This window comes from Mesorhizobium sp. B2-4-18 (assembly GCF_006441385.1).
Lineage (GTDB): Bacteria > Pseudomonadota > Alphaproteobacteria > Rhizobiales > Rhizobiaceae > Mesorhizobium > Mesorhizobium australicum.
Map to the genome: position 1 here is coordinate 699,180 of NZ_VFUW01000001.1, position 26,226 is coordinate 725,405.

Consider the following 26,226-nt stretch of genomic DNA (forward strand, 5'->3'; position numbering starts at 1 on the left):
ACGCCCGTTCAGGCAGCATCGCGGTAGTATTTCGCCGTCGGCACTATGGACAGCGGCGTCAGCCGGTTGATGGCCGGATTGGCGAACATCATCCGCTGTTCCACGGCTGTCGACTTAAAGAACGGGAACCGTTCGAGTGTCTGGCGCAAGTTTTCGCCGCACGGGATTTCGAACAGAGCGATCGGCGCAAGGACTCCCGGGAACACCTTGCCCTCTGTCCTCTGAACGGCATGAAAGATACGAGCATAGTAAGCGGAGTGCTCGATCTTGACCGGCGTTAGCACTGCGGTAAGCCCAAAGTAAGAAGCGGCCACCATGCCAAGCCTGAGCGTGAGAAAAGGCAGAACTCCGGGCGCGGGCGCACTGTCGGCATCGGTTGCGAAACGAGTCCCGTCGATGAACGTCTCTCCGCGGGCAAGCCGCTCGGCCAATATTTCCGGATAGGCATCGACGGACGGCGAATGAGGATGCTCTCTGGAAATGTAGTGAAGCCGTAACGTGCTGACCAGGTGTCCATCGAAATAGACGCCGAACCGATAGGAATTCGGCAGATTGTCCCAGCGATCCTCGAACATCCCGCTGGCGATCGGGCCGCACATGCCCGATTGCAGGTAGGATTGATAGCGAAGGCGGTAGATCGCCTCCAGATCCTCGCCTCCAGTGATGAGACGGTAGTCGACATGCTCCAGCAATTGCATGATCGACTGGTTCAGCGCCGACCCAGCATTGGAGCTGGCGCCGGCCCGCGCATCGTTTCTCGCAGCATCCATTCTCAAGTCCTCGTATCCGCCTTTGAACAGGCTATTCGAGTTGAAATGAGACACAAGCCGAAAATTGGATCCCGTTGGTTTACCACTTGTTAACCTTAACAGCCGGAGGTCCTTGGCTGCGGAGTGGTTGCTGAAGGGGCAGCTTGGATGTTCTAGTCCAAGGCTTCATTCTCATGAAGGGCGCGCTGCAGACTCGGGCGCGAAAAGCACTGGAGCGTTCCGCTTCGACAGATGCGTCGATCCGGTCAAACCTTTTCGCTTCTTCAAAATCGGCCAAAACTACTGCGCGTCTTGGTTGGATTTGTTCGCCGCCGATAAAAATATTCTGGTTCGCACCAACCGCACGACCCAAGCACGCGCTTTATCAACTTCGATTGGCAGAATTTGCGACGAAAGCTAGCCGACTGTGCGCTTGGCGGCGAGACGCAGATCCGCGGCAAACGGCCAGGTGACGTTCGACATCGTTTCGATGCCCGACGCGCTGAGCGCCGCGCCGAACAGGAAGCCTTGGACAAGATCCGGCTTCACCGAATGCATGAGGACCTTAAGCTGCTCGAATGTTTCCACGCCTTCGATGGTGACGGTGAGCCCCAGGACACGAGTCAGGTCGACGACGCCTTTCAACAGCTCGAGCGAGCGCGGATTGTGGGTGACGTCCATCACGAACGACCGGTCGATCTTGATCTTGTCGAGCGGAAGCTTGTGGAGATAGCTCAGGCTTGAATAGCCGGTGCCGAAATCGTCGAGAGCGATGCGGACGCCAAGCTGCTTCAGTTCCTCGATATACTGGCGGGTCAGGGATTTGTCGTCGAGCAGCGCGGTTTCCGTGACTTCGATCTCCAGGCGGCTAGCATCGAGGCCGGAGTTAGCCAACGCATCGCGCACCTTTTGGATGACGTCGCGGCTGCGGAAATCCCTCGCCGAGAGATTGACCGAGACGCTGGTCTGGTCAGGCCATTTGGCGCATTCAGTGCAAGCTGCATGCAGCACAAAGGTGCTGATCTCGGAAATGATGCCCATCTCCTCGGCCAGGGGAATGAAGATGCCAGGCGAAATCGGTCCGAGATCGGGATGGTCCCAGCGGCAGAGCGCCTCGCAGCTGGCGATGCGCATGGTGTTCATCGCCACGATGGGCTGGTAGACGACCCGCAGTTCCCTGCCTTCCACGGCGCTGCGCAGATCCGCCTTCATCAGCTGGCGATTGCGGAATGCGGCATCCATCGCCGCCTCGAACAGCCGCCACCCGTTCTTGCCAAGTTCCTTGGCCTTGTAGAGCGCCAGGTCGGCCTTGACGATCATGGCGTCGACATCGGTTCCGCCGACCTTGGACAGCACCGCGCCGGCGCTGGCCTGGATCCGCAACCCGTGGCCCGCCACGTCGACCTCTCCCTGCAACTCGGCGAAAATCTGGTCGAGCAGGCTCTCCAGATGGCTTTCGTCATCGATGCGGTCGAAGAAAAGCATGAACTCGTCGCCACCGAAGCGGCTGACGGTAAGGCCTTGCCCGGCGATGGCCGCCAGCCGGTCGGCCACGGCGTAGATCAGCCCGTCGCCGACGGGATGGCCGAGCGTGTCGTTGACGCTCTTGAAATCGTCGAGGTCGATCACGGCGAGGCCGCACAGGCGATCGCGGTCGCCGGAGGCCATCAGCTCGCCGACCAGTTCATGGAAGTAGGCGCGGTTGGGGAGGCCGGTGAGATTGTCGTAGCGCGCCATGAAGCGGATCTTTTCCTCCGCTTCGACGCGCGCCGTGACATCCTCGAAGGTGATCACGCCGAGTTCCTGGCTGCCTTCGCGCGCGGAGAATTCGTAATGCTGGCCGTTGGCGAGCGAAACAAGAACCTTGCGGTCCCTGCCCTCGCGCAGCGCGCGCGTCAGCTGCGCCTCGACGTAGCGGCAGTCCTTCGGCGCCAGCATGCCGCCGGCGACGCCGCGCATCAGAAGCCCGTGGATGGAACGCCCGAGCAGCGCGTCGGCCGATTTCAGCGACATCAGGTGGGCGGCCTCGGCATTGGCGACCGCGACGCGCCCATCAGGGCCGAGCATGACCAGGCCGTGCGACATGGTGTTGAGCGCGCGGTCGAACTTGCGCGTTATGCTTTTCGCCTGCTTGTGGCCGATGACCGCCGAAAACAGCACATTGCGAACATGGTCGGCGCTGTTGATGGTAATGAACGTCATCGGGAAGATCATCAGACCGAGGACGACGGACGGGGCATCCAGACGCAGCAGGAGCGCTAGCGCCGCCGGACCGATGAAGGTTACAGAAAAAATCCGCACCATGCGCGGAGACCCGTAATTACGGGCGACAACCGTGACCAAGGTCGCCAGGGTCAGCGACATTGCCGCCAGTTCGGCGAATGGGTCGGGATACACATAGATCGACACGAAGCAAAGCGCACCCAATCCGAGGCCCTGCAAGCAGCCCTTGAGGATGTAACTGCGCTCCAATCGGTGTGCGTGTTCGACGTCGGCAATCACGCCGCCCGTCTTCAGGAAGCTGCGAATACCGAAATAACGCAGAAGGCTGATCGGCAGTAGAATAAAAGAAAAGGCCAGAAACAACGGATTTTGCGTGCGCAGATAAATCATGAATCCGAGGATCCAGTAGCACGCGCCACCGATCACCAACATGTGCGCGTTGTCGAACAACGACCGCACAAATTGGATATAGACATCCGCGGGGATGCTTTCGGTCTTTGTTTTGCCCATATGATCGGCCCAACGCTAAGCCTTGTCATGCCACAACCGCCTTAAGAAAGGCTTAGACAGAGGGCTTAAGCTACAGCTTCGGCCGACCCGCCTCGGCAAGAGGAACCTTGCAGCAGGCTTCAGGCATGGGTGGAGAAATCACTCAGCGGCACTGAGAACCGGTACCGGCATGATTTGGGTCAGTCGCTGGAGCAGTCTGGAGCGCTCGCCCGCCGCCTTTTCGGCGCTTGCCTGCCGGACATGGCCATAGCCGCGGATCAGCGCCGGGACCGAGACCAGGGCTACCGCGGCCTCGATCTTGCCCGGCGCCAGCGAGCTGGCCACGAGCTGTAGATCGGCCTCGTACTGCGCCAGCAATTGCCGCTCCATGCGCCGCTCGGCGGTGTAGCCGAACAGGTCGAAGGCCGTGCCGCGCAGGCCCTTCATCGCGGCCAGCAGGCGAAAGCCTTTCATCATCCAAGGGCCGAAGCTCGATTTCCTAGGTTTGCCGTCATTGCCGCGACGTCCCATGATCGGCGGGGCGAGATGGAATTCAAGTTTCTCGTAGCTCTGGAACTGCTTGCCAAGCGCGGCGGCGAAGGAGCCGTCGGTATAAAGCCGCGCAACCTCGTATTCGTCCTTGATCGCCATCAGCTTGAACAGGCTTTTGGCGGCGGCTTCGGTCACGGCGGTCGAACCCGGCACGGCCTTCGTTTCTGACCCTCGCAGCGTCGATATCCTGTCGGCGTAGCGCTTAGCGTAAGCAGCGTTCTGATAGGCCGTGAGGAAGGCGGCACGGCGGGCGATGATATCGTCGAGTGTCTCGGCGGCCGGAGCAGCCTTCCCGGCGATCGTCGGGCCGGGCTGGGCGATGAGGCCGCGCACGAAATCCGGCTGATGCGCGGCGCGGCGGCCCCAGCGGAAAGCAGCGATGTTCATCGCCACCGCTTCACCATTCAATTCGATGGCCTTTTCGACGGCTTCGGCCGAGAGCGGCAGACCGCCGTACTGGAAGGCAAAGCCGAGCATGAACATGTTGGCGCCCAGCGAATTGCCGAACAGGGCTGTGGCGGTGCGGGTGGCGTCGAAGAAATGCGCCTTGTCGTCACCGGCCGCTGAGCGGATCGCCTTCTTCAGGCGCTCGATCGGCAGCGAGAAATCGGCCGATCGAGCAAATTCGCCCGGCATGATCTCGGCGGTGTTGGCGAGGAAGATCGTATGCCCCTCGCGCACCGCCGTCAGCACTTTCTTGGCGCCCGACACGACGAGATCGCAGCCGAGCACGAGGTCGGCCTTTCCCGCCGAAACGCGAATGGCATTGATGTCCTCCGGCGTGCGGGCGATGCGGACATGGGTGAACACCGAGCCACCCTTCTGGGCGAGGCCGGCCATGTCGATCATGCCGCAGCCCTTGTCCTCCAGATGCGCCGCCATGCCGAGCACGGCGCCGACGGTGACGACGCCGGTGCCGCCGACGCCATCGATGATCGCCGCCCAGCCCTCGACGCCGAGCGGGAATTCGGCTGGCATGGGCACGCCTTCAAGCGGGTCGGTCCCGCCGGCCAGGCCCTCGGCCTTGCGGATCTTGGCACCGTGCACGGTGACGAAGGACGGGCAGAAGCCGTTGACGCAGGAGAAATCCTTGTTGCAGCTCGACTGGTCGATCTTGCGCTTGCGGCCGAATTCGCTCTCGACCGGCTGGATCGAGACGCAGTTCGATTGCACGCCGCAATCGCCGCAGCCTTCGCAGACCAGTTCGTTGATAAATACCCGCTTGTCGGGATCGGGAAAGGTGCCGCGCTTGCGACGACGGCGCTTTTCGGCGGCGCAGGTCTGGTCGTAGAGCAGGATCGATACGCCCTTGACGTCGCGCAGCTCGCGCTGGACGAGGTCGAGGTCGTCGCGGTGGTGGATAGTGGCGCCGGCCGGGAATTCGGCCTTCCCCGCATATTTGTCGGGTTCGTCGGTGACGATGGCGATGCGGTCGACGCCCTCTGCCCGCACCTGCCTGGCAATCATGTCCACCGTCAGCCCGCCCTCATGCGGCTGGCCCCCAGTCATGGCGACGGCGTCGTTGTAGAGGATCTTGTAGGTGATGTTGGCCTCGCTCGAGAGGGCGAAGCGGATCGCCAGCGTGCCGGAATGGTTGTAGGTGCCGTCGCCGAGATTCTGGAAGATGTGGTCGCGCCTGGAGAACGGCGCCTGGCCGACCCATTGCGCCCCCTCGCCGCCCATGGCGGTAAAGCCAACGGTGTTGCGATCCATCCACAGCGCCATGAAGTGACAGCCGATGCCGGCGGCGGCGATCGAGCCGTCAGGCACCTTGGTCGAGGAATTGTGCGGACAGCCCGAACAGAAGAAGGGTGTGCGCGAGCCGATGTCGGTGGCATCGGCCAGCATCGCCTGGAACTGGCGTAGCTTGGCTACCCTGGCCGAAATCTCTTCGGATGGGCCGATGGTCTTGAGGATTCTTTCGCCGAGCGCAATGGCGATCTCGTTGGGGTCGAGCGCCCCCTTGGCCGGAAACAGCCAGTCGCCGCGCTCGTCCTTCTTGCCGACGATGGCCGGCTGCGAGGCCGTGCCATAAAGGCTTTCGCGCAGTTGCACCTCGATCAGCGAGCGTTTCTCCTCGACGACGACGATGGTGTCGAGACCGCGCGCGAAGTCGGCGATGTGCTGCAGGTCGAGCGGCCAGGGGCAGCCGACCTTGAACAGCCGCACGCCGATGCGGTTGGCGGCCGCCTCGTCGATGCCGATATCCTCCAGCGCCTGGCGGACATCGAGATAGCTCTTGCCCAGCGTGATGATGCCGAGTTTCGGATTGTGGCCGCCCGAATAGACGATCCTGTTCAGCCCATTGGCATGGATGAAGGCGGAGGCAGCGGCACGCTTGTGCTCATGCAGCCGTTCTTCCTGGCCGAGCATGTCGATCTCGTGGCGGATGTTGAGGCCGCCCGGCGGCATGTCGAAATCCGGGACGACGATGTTCAACCGTTGGAGCGAGGCATCGACCGAAGCCGTCGATTCGATGTTGTCCTTGACGCATTTGATCGCCGCCCAGGTGCCGGCGAAGCGCGACATGGCAAAGCCGTACAGGCCGTAGTCGATGATCTCCTGGACACCGGCCGGGTTGAGGATCGGCACCATGGTGTCGACGAAGAGGAATTCCGTGGCGTGCGCATTGGTCGAGGATTCGGCCATGTGGTCGTCACCCATGAGCGCAAGGACGCCGCCATGTCTGGACGAGCCGGCGAGATTGGCGTGGCGGAACACGTCGCCCGAACGATCGACGCCCGGCCCCTTGCCGTACCAGACCGAAAAAACGCCATCATGGCTGCCCTCGCCCAGCAGTTCCGTCTGCTGCGAGCCCCAGCAGGCGGTGGCGGCCAACTCTTCGTTGAGGCCGGGCTGGAAAACGATGTCGGCCCCGGCGAGCTGCTTTTTCGCCTTCCACAGCTGCATGTCGAGGCCACCGAGCGGCGACCCGCGATAGCCAGAGACGAAGCCTGCCGTGTTCAGGCCGGCGCGGCGGTCGCGCTCGCGCTGCATCAGGAGCATGCGAATGACCGCCTGCGCGCCGGACAGGAAGATGCGCTCCTTTCCAAGATCGAACTTGTCGTCGAGCGCGACATCATGCAGCGTCATCAGGCATTTCCTCTGCGAAGGCCGCGCGGGGCAGCAGCCAACGTCGGGATCGGATGACGCATCCTTTCTCCCCTTGCAAGGCAGGTCAAACAAAATCGAAAGGACCGGCCAACGCGCGACAAGCAGTTCGGCGGGCGCTGGATCACGTATGAAACGGTGCGCCGACAGCGCGATGGCATACGAAAATTCCAGCCGAAATCGATGCCGTCGGAAGGTGTCAGCCGGCTTTCGAGCAGTCCGGCTTCGGCTCGCCCGGCAGCTTGCCGTCGGGATGACCGACGAGGTCGGGATTGGCCGTGTAGAGCTGGTCGATGACCAGCGGCCGATCGGGCAGGATGGACTGGTCTTCCGTCGACATCAGCGTGGTGTCGATCTCCTGCAGGACCGCGCCATCGGCGCCCTTGATGCTGATGGCGATGGCATAGGGCTTGTTCCTGACAACGCAGGTCAGCGCCGGGCTTTCCAGGCTCACCTTGTCGAGCTTCGGCCAGATCTTCTGCTCGACCACGAAGGGATCGCCACCGGCGGGGTTCTGGAAACTGGCAACCGCCACCTGACCCTCGCCCATCGGCCGCAAGGGTCTCAGCGTCACGACATAGGTCGCCCTGGCGAGGCGGTAGTTGAAGACGAATATCTTGCCGGAAACTTCAAACAGCTTGCCTTCACCGCCGGTATCCCGGCAAGCGCCAAGCGTCATCGCCGCGATCAGCGCCGCGCCAGCAACCGTCGAGCGGGAAAGAATTCTAGGCATTCCTGACCTCATTGGCCGCCATGCGGCGGCGATAGTGACGGCTTGCCTTCTGCCTGTTGCCGCACACCGCCATGTCGCACCAAAGGCGGCTGGAATTGCGGCTTCTGTCGACGAACAGCCAGGTGCAATTGGGACAGATCCTGAGCCTCGCGACGGTGTCGTCACGCAGCAGGGAAAGCGCCGAAACCGCCAGTGCCGCCTCGAAGGCGATCGGCGTCGCCGGATCGCCGAACGGCCGTCCCTGCGCCCCGATCTCGGTCCCGCCGGCGGCCAGGCCGTCGGCGCAGGACCGCAGGAATTCGGGCAGATCGGCGGTGGCGACCGCGCCTTTCGACACAGCGCCTCGAAACAGCCTATCGGTCGTCTCGCGGATCGACAGCACGACAGGCGCGATTGCCGCCGGCGAGGACACCGCCAGCCGCCTGCCGCCAAGCTCGGCGGCGCGAAAGCCGCTAGCCGCGTCGGCGAAGCGGGCGATTTCGGCCGGATCGTCGAAGCGGTCGAATGTGCGCTCCGGATCGCCGCGCAGCACGACGGTGTTCGCCGTGTCGAGCGCGAGCAGGCCGCCGGTGAAGCGGTGAGGAGTCCAGGCAACTGTCATTTCCGGAAATCTAACCGATAAATCGCGTTTGACAAGTTAGATTCGACGATGCAACCTCGGCGCAGGGTATCGCCGCCTTTGTCCGCTCCGCGCTTGTCCTATTCCCTTTTGGGCGGGATGCTTCTGGTGTTGTCGAGCATGCTTTACTTCTTCCAGCAGGTGCTGAACGGGCTGCATTCGGGCGCGCTCTATGCGTTGCTCGCCTTCGGCTACGTGCTGACCAACGGCATTCTGCACCGCACCAACCTTGCCTATGGGGCGCTGTTTGCCTTTTGCGGCCAGGCGATGATCCTGAGCGTCGCCTTCGGCTACCAAGTGCTGTGGCTGACGCTGCTGGCTTCGGTGCTGTTCGGCGTCCTCGCGGCGTTCCTCTATGCGGCGCTCATCAGCCATGTCCTGTCGCGCAGCGTCTTCGAGCCGTTGGCCGACCGCTCGCCCAACGCCATCGTGGTGACGACGCTCGGCATCCTGCTCGTCCTGTCGGAAGCAAGCCGCATCGCCGCCGACACGCATGATCTGTGGCTGCCGCCGATGCTGGCCGAGCCCATCGTTTTCGCCGAAGCCGCCGGGTTCAAGGCGACGCTGACGCTGATCCAGGTGCTCGACTGCGCCGTGGTCGTGGCGGCGGTCGCCCTCGCCACCTGGGTATTTGCCCGCTCAAGCTTCGGCCGGTGCTGGCGCGCCGTCTCCGACGACCCCAGGGCCGCCGCGCTGTGCGGCGTCGACGTGCGCGGCGTGTTCCGGCGTGCCGTGCTGTTCGGCGGCTTCTGCGCCGCGCTGGCCGGGATCATGGCCAGCCTCTACTATGGCAATGTCAGCTTCGGTTCCGGCCTTGTCTACGGCCTGAAGATCCTGTTCGTGACGGCGGTCGGCGGTTATCTCTCGCCGCCAAAGGCGGCGCTGGGCGCGGCCGCTTTCGGCATGGCCGAATCACTGTGGGCCGGCTATTTCCCGGTCGAATGGCGCGACGCCTGGATGTATCTGTTCCTGGTTGCCATGCTGATCCTGATCGGCGCCGGTCGCGACACCGGCAAGGTCGTCTGATCCCGCCAGACTTTGGTTGCATGACGTTTCGTCAGGGCGCGGTTTTCCACCGTGCCGGGAGCGCCGATGGCCTGCATCCGTCCTCCCCTTGTTGACCAACCGGACCACGCACTGCATACGGTTGGGCCAGGCGGCGCGACGAAAGGGGCGATCGCGCGTCACCGCATCAGGGAGGAATGCATGGCAGGGCTTCTCGCTCTATCCAGAACGATCGATCGTATAAACGAGTTCATCGGCAAATCGGTATCCTGGCTGATCCTGCTGGCGATCCTGGTGAGTGCGGCCAACGCGGTCATCCGCAAGGTGTTCGACACCTCGTCCAACGCCTGGCTGGAGCTGCAATGGTACCTGTTCGGCGCCGCCTTCATGCTGGCCGCCGCCTACACGCTGAAACAGAACGAGCATATCCGCATCGACATCGTCTACGGCCTGTTTTCACGCCGCGTGCAGCACTGGATCGACCTCTTCGGCCATGTGTTTTTTCTGATGCCGTTCGTGACGCTGATGGTGTTCTATTTCGTGCCCTACGTGTCGCTGTCGTTTCACAGCGGCGAGATGTCGACCAACGCCGGCGGCCTGATCGTGTGGCCGGCCAAGGCGATCCTGCTGGTCGGCTTTTTCCTGCTCGCGCTGCAGGGCATTTCCGAGATCATCAAGAAGATCGCCATCATGCGCGGCGTCATTGAGGATCCCAACCCATTCATTTCCGTGCACGAACAGGCTGAACTCGAAGCCAAGGCGCTCGCCGAAGAGGTGCGTTCGTGATGGAGTTCATCGCCCAGAACATGGCGCCGATCATGTTCGCCTCGCTGATCCTGTTCATGCTGATCGGCTATCCCGTCGCCTTTTCGCTCGCCGCCAACGGCTTGATGTTCTTCTTCATCGGCGTGCTTCTGACGCCCTATTCGGGCGGCGCGATCAATCTCGCCTGGCCGCTGCTCTATGCGCTGCCGGACAATTTCTACGGCAGCCGGGTGATGTCGAACGACACGCTGCTGGCGATCCCGTTCTTCACCTTCATGGGCATCGTGCTCGAACGATCGGGCATGGCCGAAGACCTGCTCGACACGATCGGCCAGTTGTTCGGACCCGTCCGAGGCGGCCTCGCCTACGCGGTGATCTTCGTCGGCGCACTGCTGGCGGCGACCACAGGCGTGGTGGCGGCGTCCGTCATCGCCATGGGACTGATCTCGCTGCCGATCATGCTGCGCTATGGTTATGACCGCCGGGTGGCATCCGGCGTCATCGCGGCGTCGGGCACGCTCGCCCAGATCATTCCGCCGTCGCTGGTGCTGATCGTTCTCGCCGACCAGCTCGGCCGCTCTGTCGGCGACATGTATGCCGGCGCCCTGATCCCCGGCCTGGTGCTGACCGGCCTATACACGCTCTACATCGTGATCATGTCGATCGTCCGGCCAAAGTCGATGCCTGCCCTGCCGCTTGAGGCGCGGACGCTCGGCCATGGCGTGGTGTCGTTGCTGATCGCGTTGATAGCGGCCATTGCGATCGCCTATGCGGCCTACCGTTACCTGGTGCCCGCTCATGGCGACAACGCCGATATTCTCGGCGCGACGGTCGGCGTCATCTTCATCTACATCGTCGCGATCCTCGACCGCAGCCTGAACATCAACATGATGTCGCGGCTGGCGCAGCAGGTCGTGATCGTGCTGATCCCGCCGCTGGCGCTGATCTTCCTGGTGCTGGGCACCATCTTCCTCGGCATCGCCACCCCAACCGAGGGCGGCGCGATGGGCGCGGTCGGTGCGCTGGCGATGGCGGCAATGAAGGGCCGGCTGTCGATGGACGTGATCAAGCAGGCGCTGGCCTCGACGACGCGGCTGTCGTCCTTCGTGCTGTTCATCCTGATCGGCGCGCGGGTGTTCTCGCTGACCTTCTACGGCGTCAACGGCCAGATCTGGGTCGAGCATCTCTTGACCTCGCTGCCGGGCGGCGAAGTCGGCTTCCTGATCGGCGTCAACATGCTCGTCTTCTTCCTCGCCTTCTTCCTCGATTTCTTCGAACTGGCCTTCATCATCGTGCCGCTGCTGGCGCCGGCGGCCGACAAGCTCGGCATCGACCTGATCTGGTTCGGCGTGCTCCTGGGCGTCAACATGCAGACCAGCTTCATGCATCCACCATTCGGCTTCGCGCTGTTCTACCTGCGCTCGGTCGCTGCCCGCGTGCCCTATCTCGATCGCCTGACCGGCAAGCAGATCGCGCCGGTGACAACGGGCCAGATCTATTGGGGCGCGGTGCCATTCGTCTGCATCCAGGTGATCATGATCGGCCTGACCCTCGCCTTCCCGCAAATGGTGATGCGCTACAAGGGCACGGCCGTCGATTCCGGCACGATCGACTACACGGTGCCCGGGGTGCCCAGCCTGTCGCCGCTCGGCGCGCCGGACGGTGGCGGCGCGCCTGCCAATGGCGGCGCCGCACCGACGGCGCCCAGCACGCCCGATCTGTCGCAGCCCCCGAATTTCGGCGATGCGCCGCCGGCCAAGCCGGCTGCACCCGCGCCGGACCTGTCGCAACCGCCGAGCTTCAATTGATGGAAACGATGCCATGAAAGCCGTGCGGTTGGAGGCAGTGGGCAGCATCTCGTTGCGCGAGATCGCCAAACCGGTCCCGGGCCCGGACGACCTCCTGGTGCGGATCGAAGCCTGCGGTGTCTGCGGCACCGACCGGCATCTTTTCCACGGCGAGTTCCCCTGCAGGCCGCCAGTGACACCCGGGCACGAATTCTCCGGCATCGTCGAGGCAATCGGCACCGCCGTCTCCGGCTTTGCCGTCGGCGACCGCGTCACCGGCGACCCCAACATCGCCTGCGGGCGCTGCGGCCATTGCCATGCCGGCCGCGTCAATTTGTGCGGCAATCTCACCGCCATCGGCATCCACCGCGACGGCGGCTTTGCCGACTATGTGGTGATTCCGCAGAAACAGGCCTTTGTCCTTCCCGCCAATCTGAAGCCAACTCATGGTGCTTTCTGCGAGCCGCTCGGCTGCTGCCTGCACGGCGTCGACCTTGCCGAGATCAAGCCAGGCAGCTCGGTGGTCGTGCTCGGCGGCGGCGTCATCGGCCTGCTTACCGTGCAACTGGCGCGGCTGGCCGGGGCCACCACCATCATCCTGTCGACACGGCAAGCCTCGCGGCGCGCTCTTGCCAGCGAATTCGGTGCGACGGCGACGGTCGATCCCGCCGCCACCGATGTGATCGAGGCCATCGCCGGTCCGGCCGGACTGATGCCCGGTGGCGCCGACGTGGTGTTCGAATGCGCCGGTGTGCGCGAGACCGTCGAGCAGTCGATGAGGCTGGCAAGGGCGGGCGGCACCGTCGTTATCGTCGGCGTGACGCCGCAAGGCATGAAGGTGGAATTCGAGCCCTTCGACCTGTTGTTCCGCGAACTCAAGGTAGTGGGCTCATTCCTCAATCCCTACACGCATAGCCGCGCCGCCGAGCTTATCGCGTCGGGCGTGATCGAGATCGATCGGTTGATCTCCAGGCAAGTCACGCTCGAAGAGGCGCCAGGGGTGATCGCCAACCCGCCGGCTCCTGGTGAAGTGAAGGTGCTGGTGGTGCCAGGTATGGGCTGAGGTTCAGGCTTCGCGGCATTTGGCAATTGCCGTCGCCGTCGAGCAAAGAAAAGCCCCGGGGAACAAAAATGCCCCGAGGCTTTCGAAAAGCAAAGTACGATCGCCTACAGCTTGCCGTTGCGCTGCTGGACCATCATGAAGGTGTCGTAATTGTATTCGGCCACCTGCGCCCAGAGATAGTGCTCCTTGCGGAAGCCCTTGATCGATTCCCAGATCTTCTTGAACGGCGCGTTCGAGGCTTCCATTTCGGCGTAGACCTCGTTGGCCTTCTCGAAGCAGGCGGCCATGATCTCCTGGCTGAATGGGCGCAGTTTGGCGCCGCCGGCCACCAGCCGCTTCACCGCCGGAGGGTTCACATAGTCGTATTTCTGCAGCATGTTGGCGTCCGCGGCCTGGGCGCACGTCCGCAGCAGCGACTTGTAGGTCGGCGAAAGCTCGTCGTATTTCGCCTTGTTGAACATCAGGTGGACGGTCGGGCCGCCTTCCCACCAGCCGGGATAGTAATAATAGGGCGCGACCTTGTAGAAGCCGAGCTTCTCGTCGTCATAGGGGCCGACCCATTCGGCGGCGTCGATGGTGCCTTTTTCCAGCGCCGGGTAGATGTCGCCGCCGGCGATCTGCTGCGGCACCACGCCGAGCTTCTGCACCACTTTGCCGGCAAAGCCGCCAATGCGCATCTTGAGGCCGGAGAGGTCGGCGACGGTGTTGATCTCCTTGCGGAACCAGCCGCCCATCTGCACGCCGGTGTTGCCGCCCGGCAGGCCGAACAGACCTTGCGTGGCGAGAAACTCATTGAACAGATCGATGCCGCCGCCATGGTAGTGCCATGCATTCATGCCGCGCGCGTTGAGCGAAAAGGGCACCGCCGCACCCAGCGCCCATGTCGGGTCCTTGCCCCAGTAATAATATGCCACCGTGTGGCAGGCCTCGACCGTGCCGGCCGTGGTGGCGTCGGCGGCCTGCAGGCCGGGAACAAGCTCGCCCGCGGCAAAGACCTGGATCTGGAAATTGCCGTCGGTGGCTTCCGACAGCATCTTGGAGAACACTTCGGCCCCGCCATAGATGGTGTCGAGCGACTTCGGGAAGGACGACGCCAATCGCCATGTCACCTTGGGGTTGGACTGGGCGATTGCCGGTGCGGCGAGCGTGGCCGCCGCTGCGGCTGCGCCGACGCCGGTGACGCCGGCCTTGCGGATAAATGAACGACGATCCATGCAGTTCCTCCCTTTTGGACCAACAAACCGACGTTCGGGAAATCCTCGGCTCCCGCATCGGTTCGCTCGAAACAATACACGGGCAAGGAGTCGAGTCCAGCACGCCGGCCGGATTTGATGCGAAGCCATGCGACCCTGCAACTATAGTCTAACAGGCGGTTTCGTGGCCCATGCGACACGCTGAGACTTGGCTGGAAAAATGGCCGGGGATCGCTTATTTTAAAGGCAGGATATCCCTTGCCAGATGGAAGACAGACCCAAAATGCAGCAGCCGCTCGTCGCCATATCGACCGACGTCCGTCAGTTCGACAACTACACCTGGCATGCCGCCCCCCAACAATATCTGGAAGCAGCAATCGTAGGTGCCGGCGTTTTCCCACTGCTCGTGCCATCGTTCGGCGACCGGCTGGACTTCGACGAACTTCTGTCGTCGGTCGACGGCGTCATGCTGACGGGCTCGAAATCCAACGTCGACCCCTCGCTCTATGGCGGCGATGCCAGCGAAGCGAACGGCCCTTATGACACCGCGCGCGACGCTACGACGCTGCCGCTGATCCGCAAGGCGATCGAGCGCGGCGTGCCGCTGCTTGCCATCTGCCGCGGCATCCAGGAATTGAACGTGGCGCTCGGCGGCACACTGGGGACCGAGATCCAGGAGCGCGAGGGGTCGCTGGACCACCGTGCGGCGGTGAGCGACAAACAGGATGAGCGCTTCGCCATTCACCAGACCATTTCGATCAAGCCAGGCAGTTGCCTGGCAGGCGTGTTCGGCGCCGGCGACATCAAGGTCAATTCCTTGCATCGCCAGGCGATTGACCGACTGGGATCGAAGCTCGAGATCGAGGCTGTCGCCACCGACGGCACGGTCGAAGCGGTTTCAGTCAAGGGTGCCCGCGCCTTCGCCGTCGGCGTCCAGTGGCATCCCGAATACTGGGTCAAGTCGGACAGCAATTCCGCCAAGATTTTTCGCGCTTTCGGCGATGCGGTGCGCCTGCATGCCGCCGCGAAAGCCGGCGCGCGGGCGGCGGCGGAGTAGTCAGTTTCCAGGTTTCAGCCCACCGTCTGATGCCAGCGACAGCAACGGCAGGGCCGGCGCGTAGGATTCGTAGCCATCGCCATCAGCCACGGCAAAGGTGACGATCGGATCGATGCCGTTGGCGCTGAAGGCAACGGTTCCGTCGTTTTGCTCGCGCCAGAATTTAGCCCGCTCGAGGCCCGGCAGGAGCCCTCGGCAATTCGGCGCCACCGTCAGCAGCGACAGGCCATCCGAGACCGAGGCGCCGCGCGTGACCGCGCATGCGCCTTCGTCGCCATTGGCAATCAGTCTGTAGGCATTGGAAGGCGTGGCCTCATTGGCAATGCTTTCCCCGCTGCCGTCATGAAACAGCTGAACGCCGCCAAACAGCGCGGCTGCACCGATCAATGCGAAAAGCGTTTTCCCTCATCCAGCACACAGGATGAAGAATGATTTCAAAGGGTTAAGCGGACGTTAATAAGTGTGGCAGTGCCACCGCTCAAGGGCGAGCCTTCACATGCGCCGTCTCGGGCACTGGTGTCAGCGGCCTGCGGTCGCTGAACCACGACACCAGATTGTCGACGCACAGATCGGCCATGGCGCGGCGTGTATGCTCCGAGGCCGAGCCGACATGCGGCAACAGAGAGGCGTTTGGTAAGTCGAGCAACGCTTTGGGGACATTCGGCTCGTCGGCGAAGACATCGAGCCCGGCCGCGGCGATGGTGCCGTCGGCGAGAGCGGCCGCAAGGGCCGCCTCGTCGACGGTACTGCCGCGGCCGATGTTGACGAAGACGCCGTTCGCGCCGAGCGCCGACAGGATCGCGGCATTGACCGCTTTCTGTGTCGAAGCACCGCCGGGCGCCACCGAAATCAGCGTGTCGACTTCCTCGGCCAAGCCCTTCAGCGTGTCATGGTATTGGTAGGACAGGCCTTCGACCCGGCGCCGGTTGTGATAGGCGATCGGCAGGCCGAAGGCCTCCAGCCGCCGTGCAATGGCCTGTCCGATGCGGCCCATGCCGAAAATACCGACGCGGCGCGCGCGCAAGGTCAGCCGGCTCAGCGGATAGTTGCCCTTCTTCGCCCAGCTGCCGTCACGCAGCCAGGTTTCGGCACGCGGCAGATCGCGCACCGTGTTGATCAGCAGCCCGATCGCGGTGTCGGCGACCTCTTCGGTCAGCACGTCGGGCGTGTTGGTGACCATGATGTTCTTCGCCGCCGCATGGCCGACATCGACCGAATCGTAGCCGACGCCGAACGAGGCTATGAGTTCGAGCTTCGGCAACGCATCGATCATCGCCGCACTGATGCCGGCAAAGGATGCGATGCCACGCACCGCGCGGCGCATCTCGTCGGTGACCAGCGCGGGATCGGCGCGCTCGATGCCGATGCGATTGAACGTCCGGTCGATACGCGCGACGGCGTGGTCGCTGAAATCGGCCGGCACCAGAATGGCAACGGCTCCCAATTGTTCGGCCTTGGTCATGCACGCTCCACCGGCTTGCCGGTCGACTGGCGCACATGCAGTTCCGGCTTGATCAATTCCTGCGAGGGCCGCACCGTCTGCCCGTTGAGCTTGTCGAGCAGCGCACTGGCGGCGCGGCGGCCGACCTCGCGCTGGCCGTTCCAGACGGTGGTCAGCGCCGGCGTGGCTATCGCCGCCTCTTCGAGGTCATCATAGCCGGTGACGGAGATGTCGACGCCCGGCACAAGGCCGGCACGCGCAATGCCGTTCATCAGGCCGATGGCGACGAGGTCGTTCCAGCAGCAGGCCGCGGTCGGCCTGTCCTTCAGCGCCAGAAACTGCCCGGCGGCCTCGAAACCGGCCTGCTTGGTGCGCGGGCCTGATATGCGCCAGGACGGCCTGACGTCGAGTCCGGCTGCCTCCATGGCGTTCACATAGCCTTGGTAGCGATCGCGGCCGGTCGAGGTCTGGTCGGTGCCGCCGATCATGGCGATGCGCTTGTGGCCGAGCGAGATCAGATGGTTGGTGGCGAGGCCCGTGCCATAGGCATCGTCGCCGCGAAACACCGGTACGTCGGCGCCCTCGACGGTGCGTGCGATCAGCACCGCCGGCAGCCCATTCTCCTCGGCCATGACGATATCGGACGCCGGCGTGCCGATAGCCGGCGACATGATGACGCCATCGGCGCCGAGCTGCAGCAATGTATCGATGAAGGTGCGCTGTTTTTCGAGCTGATCGTAGTGATTGGACAGGATGAAGGTCTGCCGGCTGCGGTCGAGCTCACTCTCGATCGAGCGCAGAATCTCGGCGAAGAACGGGTTCATGATGTCGTGGACGACGACACCGACAATGCCCGAGCGCGAGGTGCGCAGGCTGGCGGCGCGGCGGTTGTAGATATAGCCGATGGCGCGCGCATGTTCCTTGATGCGGTCGCGCGTCGAGCCGGCAACCAGCGGGCTGTCGCGCAGTGCCAAGGATACGGTGGCCGTGGACACGCCGAGCGCATCCGCGATCGTCGACAGCTTGATCTTCTGTGCCAGCCTTTCGCTCCCCGTCTTTTTTTAAACTGTTTAAGGGCGGCCTTATGCCATCGATCCGGGCCAAATCAAAGTTTTTTTGCCAGCGCCTCGGCCTCGACATCCGAGGCCGCACGGCTGCGCAGCCTGAGCCGATGTTCGCGATGGACGATGTAGAGGCCGCTGGCGACGATGATGGCGGCGCCGACCAGCGTCCAGCGGTCGGGGAACTGCTTGAAGACAAGCCAGCCCGAAATGATCATCCACACCATTTGCGAATAGGGATATGGCGCGAGCGCTGTGGTCGTCGCCAGCCGATAGGCCTGGACCAGCAACCAGTGGCCGACACCGCCGAACACGCCAAGCATGAGCAGCACGGACCAGTGCCAGCCATCATGCGGCAGGGAAAATGAAAACGGCAGCAAGGGCAGCAGCAGGACCGTCGGCGCCAACGCCGAGAACAAGATCAGGCTCTCCGGAGTCTCGGTCGCCGACATGCGGCGCGTCATGATGACATAGAAGCAGTTCGACAGCATCGAGCCGAGCGCGAAGAGATGTCCGATGCCGAAAACGCCGACACCGGGCCGCGTGATGATCAGGACCCCGGCGAAAGCGGCCAGGATAGCCAGCCAGCGCCGCCATCCGGCCCATTCGCCGAGCAGCGGCCCGGCAAGGGCGGTGATCACCATCGGCCCGAAGAAATAGATCGAGGTCGTCTCGGCCAGTTGCAGGGAGCGCAGCGCCAGGACATTGAACATGGTCGAGCCGAACAGGAACGCGCCGCGCATCACATGCGCCGGCAGGTTGACCGGCCGAAATCGCCTCGGTTCGCGCCAGCCACGCAGCAGCGCTCCAACCAGCACGACATGCACGGCAAAGCGGACCCAGGCGACGATCAGGACGGAGACGCCGGCCAGGACGAGATATTTGCTGCTGGTGTCGAGGAAGGTGAAGAAGACATAGGTGGTCAGCATGCACAGGATCGCCACCGGCGGCGTCGCGCTTTCGACATGTCTTTGGGAAGGATTCACGTGCAGGCCGGGGAAAAGCTGGGCTGGAACCCCACCTTTGCGGGAATTGCGGCTTGCCGGCAAGCCAATTGTCGCCCGCAGCCGCGCCTAAGCTCGCTGGTACAACAACAGTCGGCGTCAGGCTTAGCCTTCGGGCGCTACGCGTGCATGCGGGCGCTCTTGGTTATCTTGTCGACCACCTTCTTCTCGGCACGCAGCGCTATGCCGACCACCTTGGCATCTTCGGGCGCGAACTCGGCAAAGACGGCGCGGTTGGCGGCATCGAAGCCGGTCGAGAACATCTCCTCGACATAGAGCGAGGTGGTGACGCCGCGTTCCAGCGCACGCCGATGGATCGCACTCATCGTTGCCTGGTCGGCCGAGAGCACGATGACCGGCTGGATCGACAGGGGATTGTAGAGATTGCCGGCGCGGTCGCGATAGGGCTCGCCGATGATGTCGGGGAATTGCGCGACAATGCCGCTGGTCAGGAAGGCGGTGACGTTGAGTTTCTGCCAGACGGCCAGGTCTTGCCGCAGTACGATTGCAAATTTCGTATCGAACATGAGAAAACAAGCCATTCAAGGTTAGGCCCCGTGTAGCGAGGCTGAAGGAGACGATGTCGTTCGATCTAGACCGTCAGGCCTTCGAGGGTCTTGGACGTTTGTGCGCCGATGCCGCTGAAAACTGCATCATCTCCGCTCGCGACCCCGCGGGGATGGAGCGCATCGAGGCGCGGTTTCACGGCAGCGCCTTCGATCCGCATCGCCACGACACCTACGCGATCGGGGTGACGCTGCGCGGCGTGCAGACCTTCCGCTATCGCGGCGCGGCACGGCTGAGCCTGCCCGGCCAGGTCATCGTGCTGCATCCGGACGAGTTGCACGATGGCGGCGCCGGCACGGAAGAAGGCCTGCGCTACAGGATGCTCTATCTTGAGCCGTCACTGATGCTCGACTGTCTCGGCGGCACGGCGCTGCCCTTCGTCAGGGACGGCGTGGTGACGGACGAGGCCTTCTGCGCGACCCTGCTGTCGGCGCTCGGGCCGTTGGAGCAGGAACTCGACGAGCTGTTCGTCGACGACTTCCTGGCGCGACTGATGCAAAGTCTGAACCGGCATGCCGGCAAGCCGGCAAAGCCAATAGCCGGGGCGGCGTGGCGGGCGGCGACACTGGCGGGTGAGTATCTCACGGAAAACCTCGACCGGCCCGTGCGTTCGGGTGAGTTGGAAGCCGTCACGGGACTCGACCGCTATGCCCTGTCGAGACATTTCCGCGCGGCCTTCTCGACCAGCCCGCATCGTTTCCTGGTAATGCGCCGGCTTCAGCGCGCGCGCAGGATGATCGCCGCCGGCGTGCCCTTGGCACAGATCGCGATCGAGGCCGGCTTCAGCGACCAGAGCCACTTCAACAGGCAATTCAAGAAAGCGTTCGGCATGACGCCGGGCCGTTGGTCGTCCTTGATCCACGGAAATACCGCGGCAGCCTGACGGCCGGAGAGATCAGTCATCCGACTCGGCGTCATCGTCGATCAGCACCAGTTCCTCGTTGGAGAGGTTGGCCTCGATGCGGGCGAGCAGCTTGAACAGCGCCTTCTGGTCCTTCTTGTCGAGGCCCTTAAGCGCCTGCTTTTCGGTCTTCTTCACCGATTTCTCAATGGCGCGGATGGTTTCACGGCCGGTATCGGTGAGGAAGATATGGGCCTGGCGGGCATCGGAGTCCGACGCGCGTTTCTCCAGAAAACCCTGTGCCTGCAGCCGGTTGATGGTCTTGGTGATGGTCGGTGGACGCACGCCGAGACGACCGGCGAGATTGCCCGGCGTCTGGCCGTCCTCACGGTCCAGCGCCAGCATGATCTGGTCCTGGCCGGCGTAAAAGCCATGCGCCAGGAGCCGCGCGGCCAACGCGGTCCTTGCCAGCCTTGCCGCAGAATGCAGCCGGCTCATCGTTGCAGTCTTGTCCGCCTTGGCCATGGTCATCCCTCTTCGGCCGTACCGGTGCGCACAGCATAGACGCAGCCGGCCGGTTGGCAATCGACGATCGAAAAAGATTCCGGCATCCGAAACAGCTTTGCCGGCAAGCATTCGCGGTGTCCGCCGTGGTGATGCCAGATGTTTATTTCAGTTAGATGACAAACGAGTTTCGGGTGAAGGGAATTCGGAGCGACCACTGCGTGAATGCGATCCGACGACCGGACAGCCCTGGCAAGAGGCCCGTTGATCATTCCGTCGCCGGGGACGGCGGCCGCTTCCGCGGCCATGATGCCGGGACAATCCCGGTCGGCAGCTTTGGCCCATGGTTTGCCCCGTGCAAAAGCCCGGCGCACATCCTATATGGAACCGACAATCCCTTTTCGCGGCCTGAATTTCAGGGCCTAGTCATTTCGAGGCAAGCCATGAGCGAAGCGCAGACACAGATCCCCGTAACCGTCCTCACCGGCTATCTCGGCGCCGGCAAGACGACGCTGCTCAACCGCATCCTGTCGGAAAACCACGGCAGGCGCTACGCCGTCATCGTCAACGAATTCGGCGAGATCGGCATCGACAACGACCTGATCGTGGAATCAGACGAGGAGATCTACGAGATGAACAATGGCTGCGTCTGCTGCACGGTGCGCGGCGACCTGATCCGTGTCGTCGAGGGCCTGATGCGGCGGCCCGGCCGCTTCGACGCCATCGTCGTCGAGACCACGGGTCTCGCCGATCCTGTGCCGGTGGCGCAGACCTTCTTCATGGACGACGACGTGCGCTCCAAGACCAAGCTCGATGCCGTGGTGGCCCTGGTCGACGCCAAGCACCTGCCGCTCAGGCTCAAGGATTCCAAGGAAGCCGAGGACCAGATCGCCTTCGCCGACGTCGTCGTGCTCAACAAGACCGACCTCGTCACCCCGGAAGAACTCGCCAAGGTCGAGGCGACGATCCGCGCCATCAACCCGGCCGCCAAAATTCACCGCACGACGCGCGCCGGCGTCGCCCTGTCGGAAGTGCTCGACCGTGGCGCCTTCGACCTGTCCAGGGCGCTGGAGAACGATCCGCATTTCCTCGAAGCGCATGATGAACACGATCACCACGATCATGATCACCACGACCACGATGGGCACGACCACCACCATCACGCTCATCCGTCCGACATCCATGATGTGACGGTGCAGTCGGTGTCACTGCGCGGCGGCGAGATGGACCCGAAGAAATTCTTCCCGTGGATCGAGAAGGTCACCCAGATGGAAGGCCCCAACATCCTGCGGCTGAAAGGCATCATCGCGCTCAAGGGCGATGACGAGCGCTATGTCATCCAAGGCGTGCACATGATCATCGAGGGCGACCACCAGCGCGCCTGGAAGGACGGCGAAAAGCACGAAAGCCGGCTGGTGTTCATCGGCCGCGAACTCGACGCTGAACGGCTGAAGAAGAGCTTTGACGCCTGCCAGGCCTAGGTTCAGCCACACGATTCAAAGCTTGAATTGTGCGATACGTACACATATCATGTGTACGTATCGCGATGAGGAATGACCATGCCTAGACCTGCGGACAACAAGACCGAGCGCTACCAAATCCGCATTCCCCCTGCGGAGAAGGCGATGATCGCGCGCGCCGCTGCGCTCTCGCACAAAGACATGGCAGACTTCATCCTCGATAAGATCGTGCCTGCGGCGCAGGCGGTGATTGATGCGGCTGAAGTGACGAAGGTGTCCGACCGCGACTTTAAGCGCATCCTGGACCTGCTGGAACACCCGCCAAAACCCAACGCCAGGCTCAAGGCGGCGATTGCGGCCTTGCCGGACACTTTGTGACTCTTCCGTCCTGGCACGAGGAGCCAATAGCAAAACGCCACGATCGAACGTCCTTCGATTGTGGCGACCTGCAGATGAACGAATTTCTGCAGCGGTTCGCGCGACAGAGTCATGATCAGAATGCGGCCAAGACCTTCTGCGCGATCGGCGATACAGCTTCGGAACGTGTACTCGGTTTTTATACGATCGCGCCGTCCGCCGTCGCTCATGAAGTCGTTCCCGCAGCCCTGACGAGAGGCTTGGCACGACACGAAGTTTCCGGCTTCAAGCTTGGCCGTCTTGCCGCCGATCGCACCGTCGCCGGGCAAGGCCTCGGAGGTCAGTTGCTTGCCGCGGCGGCATTGCGCTGCCTGCGGCTTGCGGGAGAAGGGGGCGGCATTCTGCTCATCATCGACGCCAAGAGCGAGCGGGCGGCAAAGTGGTATGCAAGCTACGGCGCCGAGCGTCTCACAGGATCGGATTTGACTCTGGTGATGCCGTTGGCAGCATTCGCTGCGGATCTACGAGCCAAGGGGCTGCTTTGACGCCTGCCCCTTCATCACTTGCCAATCCCGATGGTTGTCGGAACCGCAAACGTCGAGTAAGCCGCCTCTACAATTCTAATCCAGTCGAACAAAGATAACCCATGCCCACAGTTGCCCCGCTTGATCTCGAAGGCCATTGCGTCGCCGCCGTCTTCCTCGGCGACGTGCCGCATTTCGCGCTGGCCGATGGTGCTGTCCATCGGCTCGACAATGGCCACAAGACGGTGCAGGCCAATGACGGGCTGCTTGCCGCCTTCCATGACGCGGCCAACGACCGGCTGATCACCGGCGGCGAGGACGGCAAGGTTTTTGCCGTGAAAGCCGGCGGCGAGACCCAGGAGGTGGCGAACGCGGGAAAAAAATGGATCACCAGCGTTGCCGCCGGGCCGCAAGGAGCCATCGCCTATGCCACGGGCAAGACCGCCTTCGTGCGCTTCGCCGATGGCAAGACCCGGGAATTTGCCCATCCGCGCTCGGTCGAGGGGCTGGCCTTCTCGCCCAAGGGCATGCGCTTCGGCGTCGCCCGCTACAATGGCGCGACGCTGCATTTCCCCGCCGCCGAGGGCAAGCCGGTGGAACTGGAATGGGCGGGCGCGCACACCGGCATCACCTTCTCGCCGGACGGCGCCTTTCTGGTCACCACCATGCAGGAAAACGCCCTGCATGGCTGGAAGCTGGCCGACGGCAAGCACATGCGCATGAGCGGCTATCCCGGCAAGGTCAAGAGCCTGTCATGGAGCGTGAAAGGCAAGTGGCTGGCCAGTTCCGGCGCGCCGGCGGCGATCGTCTGGCCGTTTTCGGGCAAGGACGGCCCGATGGGTAAGGCGCCGCTGGAGCTCGGCACGCGCGGCAATGCCATGGTGACGGCGGTCGCCTGCCATCCGAGCCAGGACGTCGTCGCAGTCGGTTACGACGACGGCATGGTAATGGCCGTGCGCTTTTCCGACGCCAAGGAAGTGCTTTTGCGGCGACCGGGCAAGGGCGCCATCACCACGATGATGTGGGACAGGGAAGAACGCCGCGTCGCCTTCGGCAGCGCCGCCGGCGACTGTGGCGTCATCGACATCACGGCCTAGCCGGGATGGCCGATCACTCGGCCCCGCAGGAGACCTTGCCGGTCAGATCGACGGGCTTGCCGTCGCTTTCCTTGTCGGCCGTGCCGTCATACACCGCGAGCTTGTAGCCTCCATCATAGACGCCCTCGTCGCTGGCCCTGGTCAGGATCGTCAATTCGACCGAACTGTAGACCTTGGCGACCTCCTGCTCGTGGTAGATGTTCAGCCGCAGTTCCTTGTCGTCGAGCCAATACTGGGTGAGGTTCGCATCCTCTAACACCGTCTTGCGCAATGGATCACCCGTGGGCCTTGCCTTGATTTCGAGGTCGCCGCGGAAATTGAAAGTCGGGCCGCCCATGCCCGTGGTGACGCCGGCATCAACCTGGAATTTGACCTGTGGATCATCGACGGTGCACCAGATACCGCCGGTCGCGAACGCCGTACCGGCCGACAGGAAGAGCATCGTCACGCAGATGATCGTCCGCATTCTTTCCCCGCTCCTCGTTGCCGACAGCATTGGCGCCGACTTCGCAAGCGGGGTCAAGCGCCGCCGCTGGCGGCTGCGCCAATGCAGAACGGACGCACGGCCAATTGCCGTTGCGGAGGTGGATTGGGTAAGTAGGAATGAGCCAGAGGGATTTTCATGCACGGCAGCGACAGTTCAAAGACCATCGGCGGGATCAGCCGCGACCGCATCGCGCAATTGCGCGAGACGGAAGGGGCAGCCTTTCGCGAGGCGCGGCCGAGATCACAAACCAAGGTCGGCAACGGCCTGCCCGGCTTCTTCGGCGGCGTGCCGATGCACTGGATGAACGATTGGCCGACACCGTTTCCGATCCTGGTCGACAGCGCCCGAGGCGCCACGATCACCGACATGGACGGCAACAAGCTCGACGATTTCTGCCTCGGCGACACCGGTTCGATGTTTGGCCACTCGCCTCCGCCGGTGGCGCGCGCCATTCGCCGCCAGGCCGGGCGCGGCCTGACCTATATGCTGCCTTCCGAGGATGCGCTGGCCATCGGGCCGCTGCTGCAGCAGCGCTTCGGCCTGCCGTTCTGGCAGGTCGCGACCACGGCGACCGACGCCAATCGCTTTGCGCTGCGCGTCGCCCGCGCCGTCACCTCCAGGGAGAAGATCCTGGTCTTCAACGGCTGCTATCACGGCTCGGTGGACGAGACGATGGTGCGGCTGATCGACGGCAAGCCCGTCAACCGGCCGGGACTGGCGGGCGAATTCCGCGACCTGACCCGCACGGCCAAGGTCATCGAATTCAACGATGTCGCCGCTCTCGAGGCCGCATTGAAGGACAGGGACGTTGCCTGCGTCATCGCCGAGCCGGTGCTGACCAATTCCTGCATGGTACTTGCCGACCCTGGCTACCATGATGCGCTGCGAAAATTGACGCGTGAAGCCGGCACCCTGCTCTTGATCGACGAGACGCATACGATCTCGACCGGTCCCGGTGGTTACACAAGTAAATACGGGCTGGAGCCCGACTTGTTCGTGCTGGGCAAGCCGATTGCCGGCGGCGTTCCGGCGAGCGTCTGGGGCATGAGCGAGGAGGTCGCCTCGCACTATGCCGACTATAACAGAACGAAAGAGCCGGGATATTCCGGCATGGGCACGACGCTGTCGGCCAACCCGCTGCAGTTCGCCGCCATGCGCGCCACGCTCGAGGAGGTGATGACGCAAGAGAATTACGACCACATGGATCATTTGGCGCGGCGGCTCGATGCCGGGCTGAACGGCGTGATCGATCGTTACAATCTGCCCTGGCATGTCTCCCGCGTCGGGGCACGCGTCGAGTTCATCTGCGCGCCCGGCCCGCTGCGCAACGGTGCCGAGGCGGACGTTGCGCATGCGCCGGAACTGGAGGCTGCCATCCATGTCGCGCTGGTCAATCGCGGCGTGCTGATCGCACCGTTCCACAACATGATGCTGATCTCGCCGGCAACGTCAGGCACCCAGGTCAACCGGCTGATCGCCGCGTTCGGCGCGGTTGCGGCAAAGCTTGCGGCGTGAGACAAGCGCCCAAGCCAAACTT

At 63.3% G+C, this 26,226-nt stretch carries 25 protein-coding genes; 11 read left to right on the top strand and 14 right to left on the bottom strand.

The window, feature by feature from the left end:
- Positions 1 to 8 precede the first annotated feature (8 nt).
- From FJ527_RS03220 to FJ527_RS03240, 5 genes are all read right to left on the bottom strand, one after another.
- Positions 9 to 770: an acyl-homoserine-lactone synthase gene (locus FJ527_RS03220; RefSeq protein ID WP_140660059.1), complete on the bottom strand. Its 762-nt coding sequence runs from the start codon at positions 768 to 770 to the stop codon at positions 9 to 11.
- Positions 771 to 1,166: 396 nt separating this feature from the next.
- Complete coding sequence (locus tag FJ527_RS03225; RefSeq protein ID WP_015314282.1) at positions 1,167 to 3,482, bottom strand: EAL domain-containing protein; 2,316 nt, start codon at positions 3,480 to 3,482, stop codon at positions 1,167 to 1,169.
- 138 nt (positions 3,483 to 3,620) lie between these two features.
- A complete protein-coding gene (locus tag FJ527_RS03230; RefSeq protein WP_140821646.1) occupies positions 3,621 to 7,106 on the bottom strand; it encodes an indolepyruvate ferredoxin oxidoreductase family protein in 3,486 nt (1,161 codons plus the stop codon).
- Positions 7,107 to 7,323: 217 nt separating this feature from the next.
- Positions 7,324 to 7,857 carry a hypothetical protein gene (locus FJ527_RS03235; RefSeq protein ID WP_224682979.1) on the bottom strand — a complete coding sequence of 178 codons (534 nt, stop codon included), beginning with the start codon at positions 7,855 to 7,857 and terminating at the stop codon, positions 7,324 to 7,326.
- Positions 7,850 to 8,458, bottom strand: a complete 609-nt coding sequence (locus FJ527_RS03240; RefSeq protein ID WP_140821648.1) for a CGNR zinc finger domain-containing protein — start codon at positions 8,456 to 8,458, stop codon at positions 7,850 to 7,852. Before FJ527_RS03240 ends, FJ527_RS03235 begins: the two co-directional genes overlap by 8 nt.
- Before the next feature lie 138 nt (positions 8,459 to 8,596).
- Between FJ527_RS03240 and FJ527_RS03245 the strand changes: the two genes are divergently transcribed.
- From FJ527_RS03245 to FJ527_RS03260, 4 genes are all read left to right on the top strand, one after another.
- Positions 8,597 to 9,502 (top strand): branched-chain amino acid ABC transporter permease, encoded by a 906-nt coding sequence (locus tag FJ527_RS03245; protein ID WP_140821744.1) that lies wholly within the window; start codon positions 8,597 to 8,599, stop codon positions 9,500 to 9,502.
- 180 nt (positions 9,503 to 9,682) lie between these two features.
- A complete protein-coding gene (locus FJ527_RS03250; RefSeq protein ID WP_140821650.1) occupies positions 9,683 to 10,267 on the top strand; it encodes a TRAP transporter small permease subunit in 585 nt (194 codons plus the stop codon).
- Positions 10,267 to 12,054, top strand: a complete 1,788-nt coding sequence (locus FJ527_RS03255) for a TRAP transporter large permease subunit (RefSeq protein WP_140821746.1) — start codon at positions 10,267 to 10,269, stop codon at positions 12,052 to 12,054. The genes FJ527_RS03250 and FJ527_RS03255 overlap by 1 nt, the downstream gene beginning before the upstream one ends.
- Positions 12,055 to 12,067: 13 nt before the next feature.
- Positions 12,068 to 13,096: a zinc-dependent alcohol dehydrogenase family protein gene (locus tag FJ527_RS03260; RefSeq protein ID WP_140660063.1), complete on the top strand. Its 1,029-nt coding sequence runs from the start codon at positions 12,068 to 12,070 to the stop codon at positions 13,094 to 13,096.
- Between the two features lie 104 nt (positions 13,097 to 13,200).
- On the opposite strand, the gene FJ527_RS03265 is transcribed toward FJ527_RS03260, so the two are convergent.
- A complete protein-coding gene (locus FJ527_RS03265) occupies positions 13,201 to 14,310 on the bottom strand; it encodes a TRAP transporter substrate-binding protein (protein WP_027142806.1) in 1,110 nt (369 codons plus the stop codon).
- A gap of 262 nt (positions 14,311 to 14,572) precedes the next feature.
- Here FJ527_RS03265 and FJ527_RS03270 point away from each other — a divergent pair, with 262 nt between their 5' ends.
- Positions 14,573 to 15,346, top strand: coding sequence for a gamma-glutamyl-gamma-aminobutyrate hydrolase family protein (locus FJ527_RS03270; RefSeq protein WP_041163249.1), 774 nt, complete (start codon positions 14,573 to 14,575; stop codon positions 15,344 to 15,346).
- Here FJ527_RS03270 and FJ527_RS03275 read toward each other — a convergent pair whose 3' ends face one another.
- The 5 genes from FJ527_RS03275 to FJ527_RS03295 form a co-directional block, all read right to left on the bottom strand.
- Positions 15,347 to 15,733 (bottom strand): hypothetical protein, encoded by a 387-nt coding sequence (locus FJ527_RS03275; RefSeq protein ID WP_140821652.1) that lies wholly within the window; start codon positions 15,731 to 15,733, stop codon positions 15,347 to 15,349.
- Between the two features lie 91 nt (positions 15,734 to 15,824).
- A complete protein-coding gene (locus tag FJ527_RS03280; RefSeq protein ID WP_140821654.1) occupies positions 15,825 to 16,808 on the bottom strand; it encodes a 2-hydroxyacid dehydrogenase in 984 nt (327 codons plus the stop codon).
- Positions 16,805 to 17,827 carry a LacI family DNA-binding transcriptional regulator gene (locus FJ527_RS03285; protein WP_140788605.1) on the bottom strand — a complete coding sequence of 341 codons (1,023 nt, stop codon included), beginning with the start codon at positions 17,825 to 17,827 and terminating at the stop codon, positions 16,805 to 16,807. The genes FJ527_RS03280 and FJ527_RS03285 overlap by 4 nt, the downstream gene beginning before the upstream one ends.
- A 65-nt stretch (positions 17,828 to 17,892) precedes the next feature.
- Positions 17,893 to 18,777 carry a DMT family transporter gene (locus FJ527_RS03290; RefSeq protein ID WP_041163585.1) on the bottom strand — a complete coding sequence of 295 codons (885 nt, stop codon included), beginning with the start codon at positions 18,775 to 18,777 and terminating at the stop codon, positions 17,893 to 17,895.
- Between the two features lie 194 nt (positions 18,778 to 18,971).
- Complete coding sequence (locus tag FJ527_RS03295; RefSeq protein ID WP_140821656.1) at positions 18,972 to 19,379, bottom strand: DUF2000 family protein; 408 nt, start codon at positions 19,377 to 19,379, stop codon at positions 18,972 to 18,974.
- 53 nt (positions 19,380 to 19,432) lie between these two features.
- Here FJ527_RS03295 and FJ527_RS03300 point away from each other — a divergent pair, with 53 nt between their 5' ends.
- Positions 19,433 to 20,302, top strand: a complete 870-nt coding sequence (locus tag FJ527_RS03300) for an AraC family transcriptional regulator (RefSeq protein WP_140821658.1) — start codon at positions 19,433 to 19,435, stop codon at positions 20,300 to 20,302.
- A 12-nt stretch (positions 20,303 to 20,314) separates the two neighbouring features.
- Here FJ527_RS03300 and FJ527_RS03305 read toward each other — a convergent pair whose 3' ends face one another.
- Both FJ527_RS03305 and FJ527_RS03310 read right to left on the bottom strand, forming a co-directional pair.
- Positions 20,315 to 20,785, bottom strand: coding sequence for a MarR family transcriptional regulator (locus tag FJ527_RS03305; protein WP_015314298.1), 471 nt, complete (start codon positions 20,783 to 20,785; stop codon positions 20,315 to 20,317).
- Positions 20,786 to 20,787: 2 nt separating this feature from the next.
- On the bottom strand, positions 20,788 to 21,072 hold the full coding sequence (locus FJ527_RS03310; protein ID WP_140615028.1) for a hypothetical protein: 285 nt from the start codon (positions 21,070 to 21,072) through the stop codon (positions 20,788 to 20,790).
- A gap of 135 nt (positions 21,073 to 21,207) precedes the next feature.
- Between FJ527_RS03310 and FJ527_RS03315 the strand changes: the two genes are divergently transcribed.
- From FJ527_RS03315 to FJ527_RS03330, 4 genes are all read left to right on the top strand, one after another.
- Positions 21,208 to 22,245, top strand: coding sequence for a GTP-binding protein (locus FJ527_RS03315; protein ID WP_140615030.1), 1,038 nt, complete (start codon positions 21,208 to 21,210; stop codon positions 22,243 to 22,245).
- 78 nt (positions 22,246 to 22,323) lie between these two features.
- Positions 22,324 to 22,602 (top strand): DUF1778 domain-containing protein, encoded by a 279-nt coding sequence (locus FJ527_RS03320; RefSeq protein WP_023772395.1) that lies wholly within the window; start codon positions 22,324 to 22,326, stop codon positions 22,600 to 22,602.
- Complete coding sequence (locus FJ527_RS03325) at positions 22,599 to 23,126, top strand: GNAT family N-acetyltransferase (protein ID WP_140821660.1); 528 nt, start codon at positions 22,599 to 22,601, stop codon at positions 23,124 to 23,126. Before FJ527_RS03320 ends, FJ527_RS03325 begins: the two co-directional genes overlap by 4 nt.
- A gap of 101 nt (positions 23,127 to 23,227) precedes the next feature.
- Complete coding sequence (locus tag FJ527_RS03330; protein ID WP_015314302.1) at positions 23,228 to 24,202, top strand: WD40 repeat domain-containing protein; 975 nt, start codon at positions 23,228 to 23,230, stop codon at positions 24,200 to 24,202.
- Between the two features lie 13 nt (positions 24,203 to 24,215).
- On the opposite strand, the gene FJ527_RS03335 is transcribed toward FJ527_RS03330, so the two are convergent.
- The gene (locus FJ527_RS03335) at positions 24,216 to 24,668 is read right to left on the bottom strand and encodes a hypothetical protein (protein WP_140821662.1); all 453 of its coding nucleotides are present in this window, start codon (positions 24,666 to 24,668) and stop codon (positions 24,216 to 24,218) included.
- A 156-nt stretch (positions 24,669 to 24,824) separates the two neighbouring features.
- Between FJ527_RS03335 and FJ527_RS03340 the strand changes: the two genes are divergently transcribed.
- Positions 24,825 to 26,204, top strand: a complete 1,380-nt coding sequence (locus tag FJ527_RS03340; protein ID WP_140821664.1) for an aspartate aminotransferase family protein — start codon at positions 24,825 to 24,827, stop codon at positions 26,202 to 26,204.
- Positions 26,205 to 26,226: the final 22 nt, after the last annotated feature.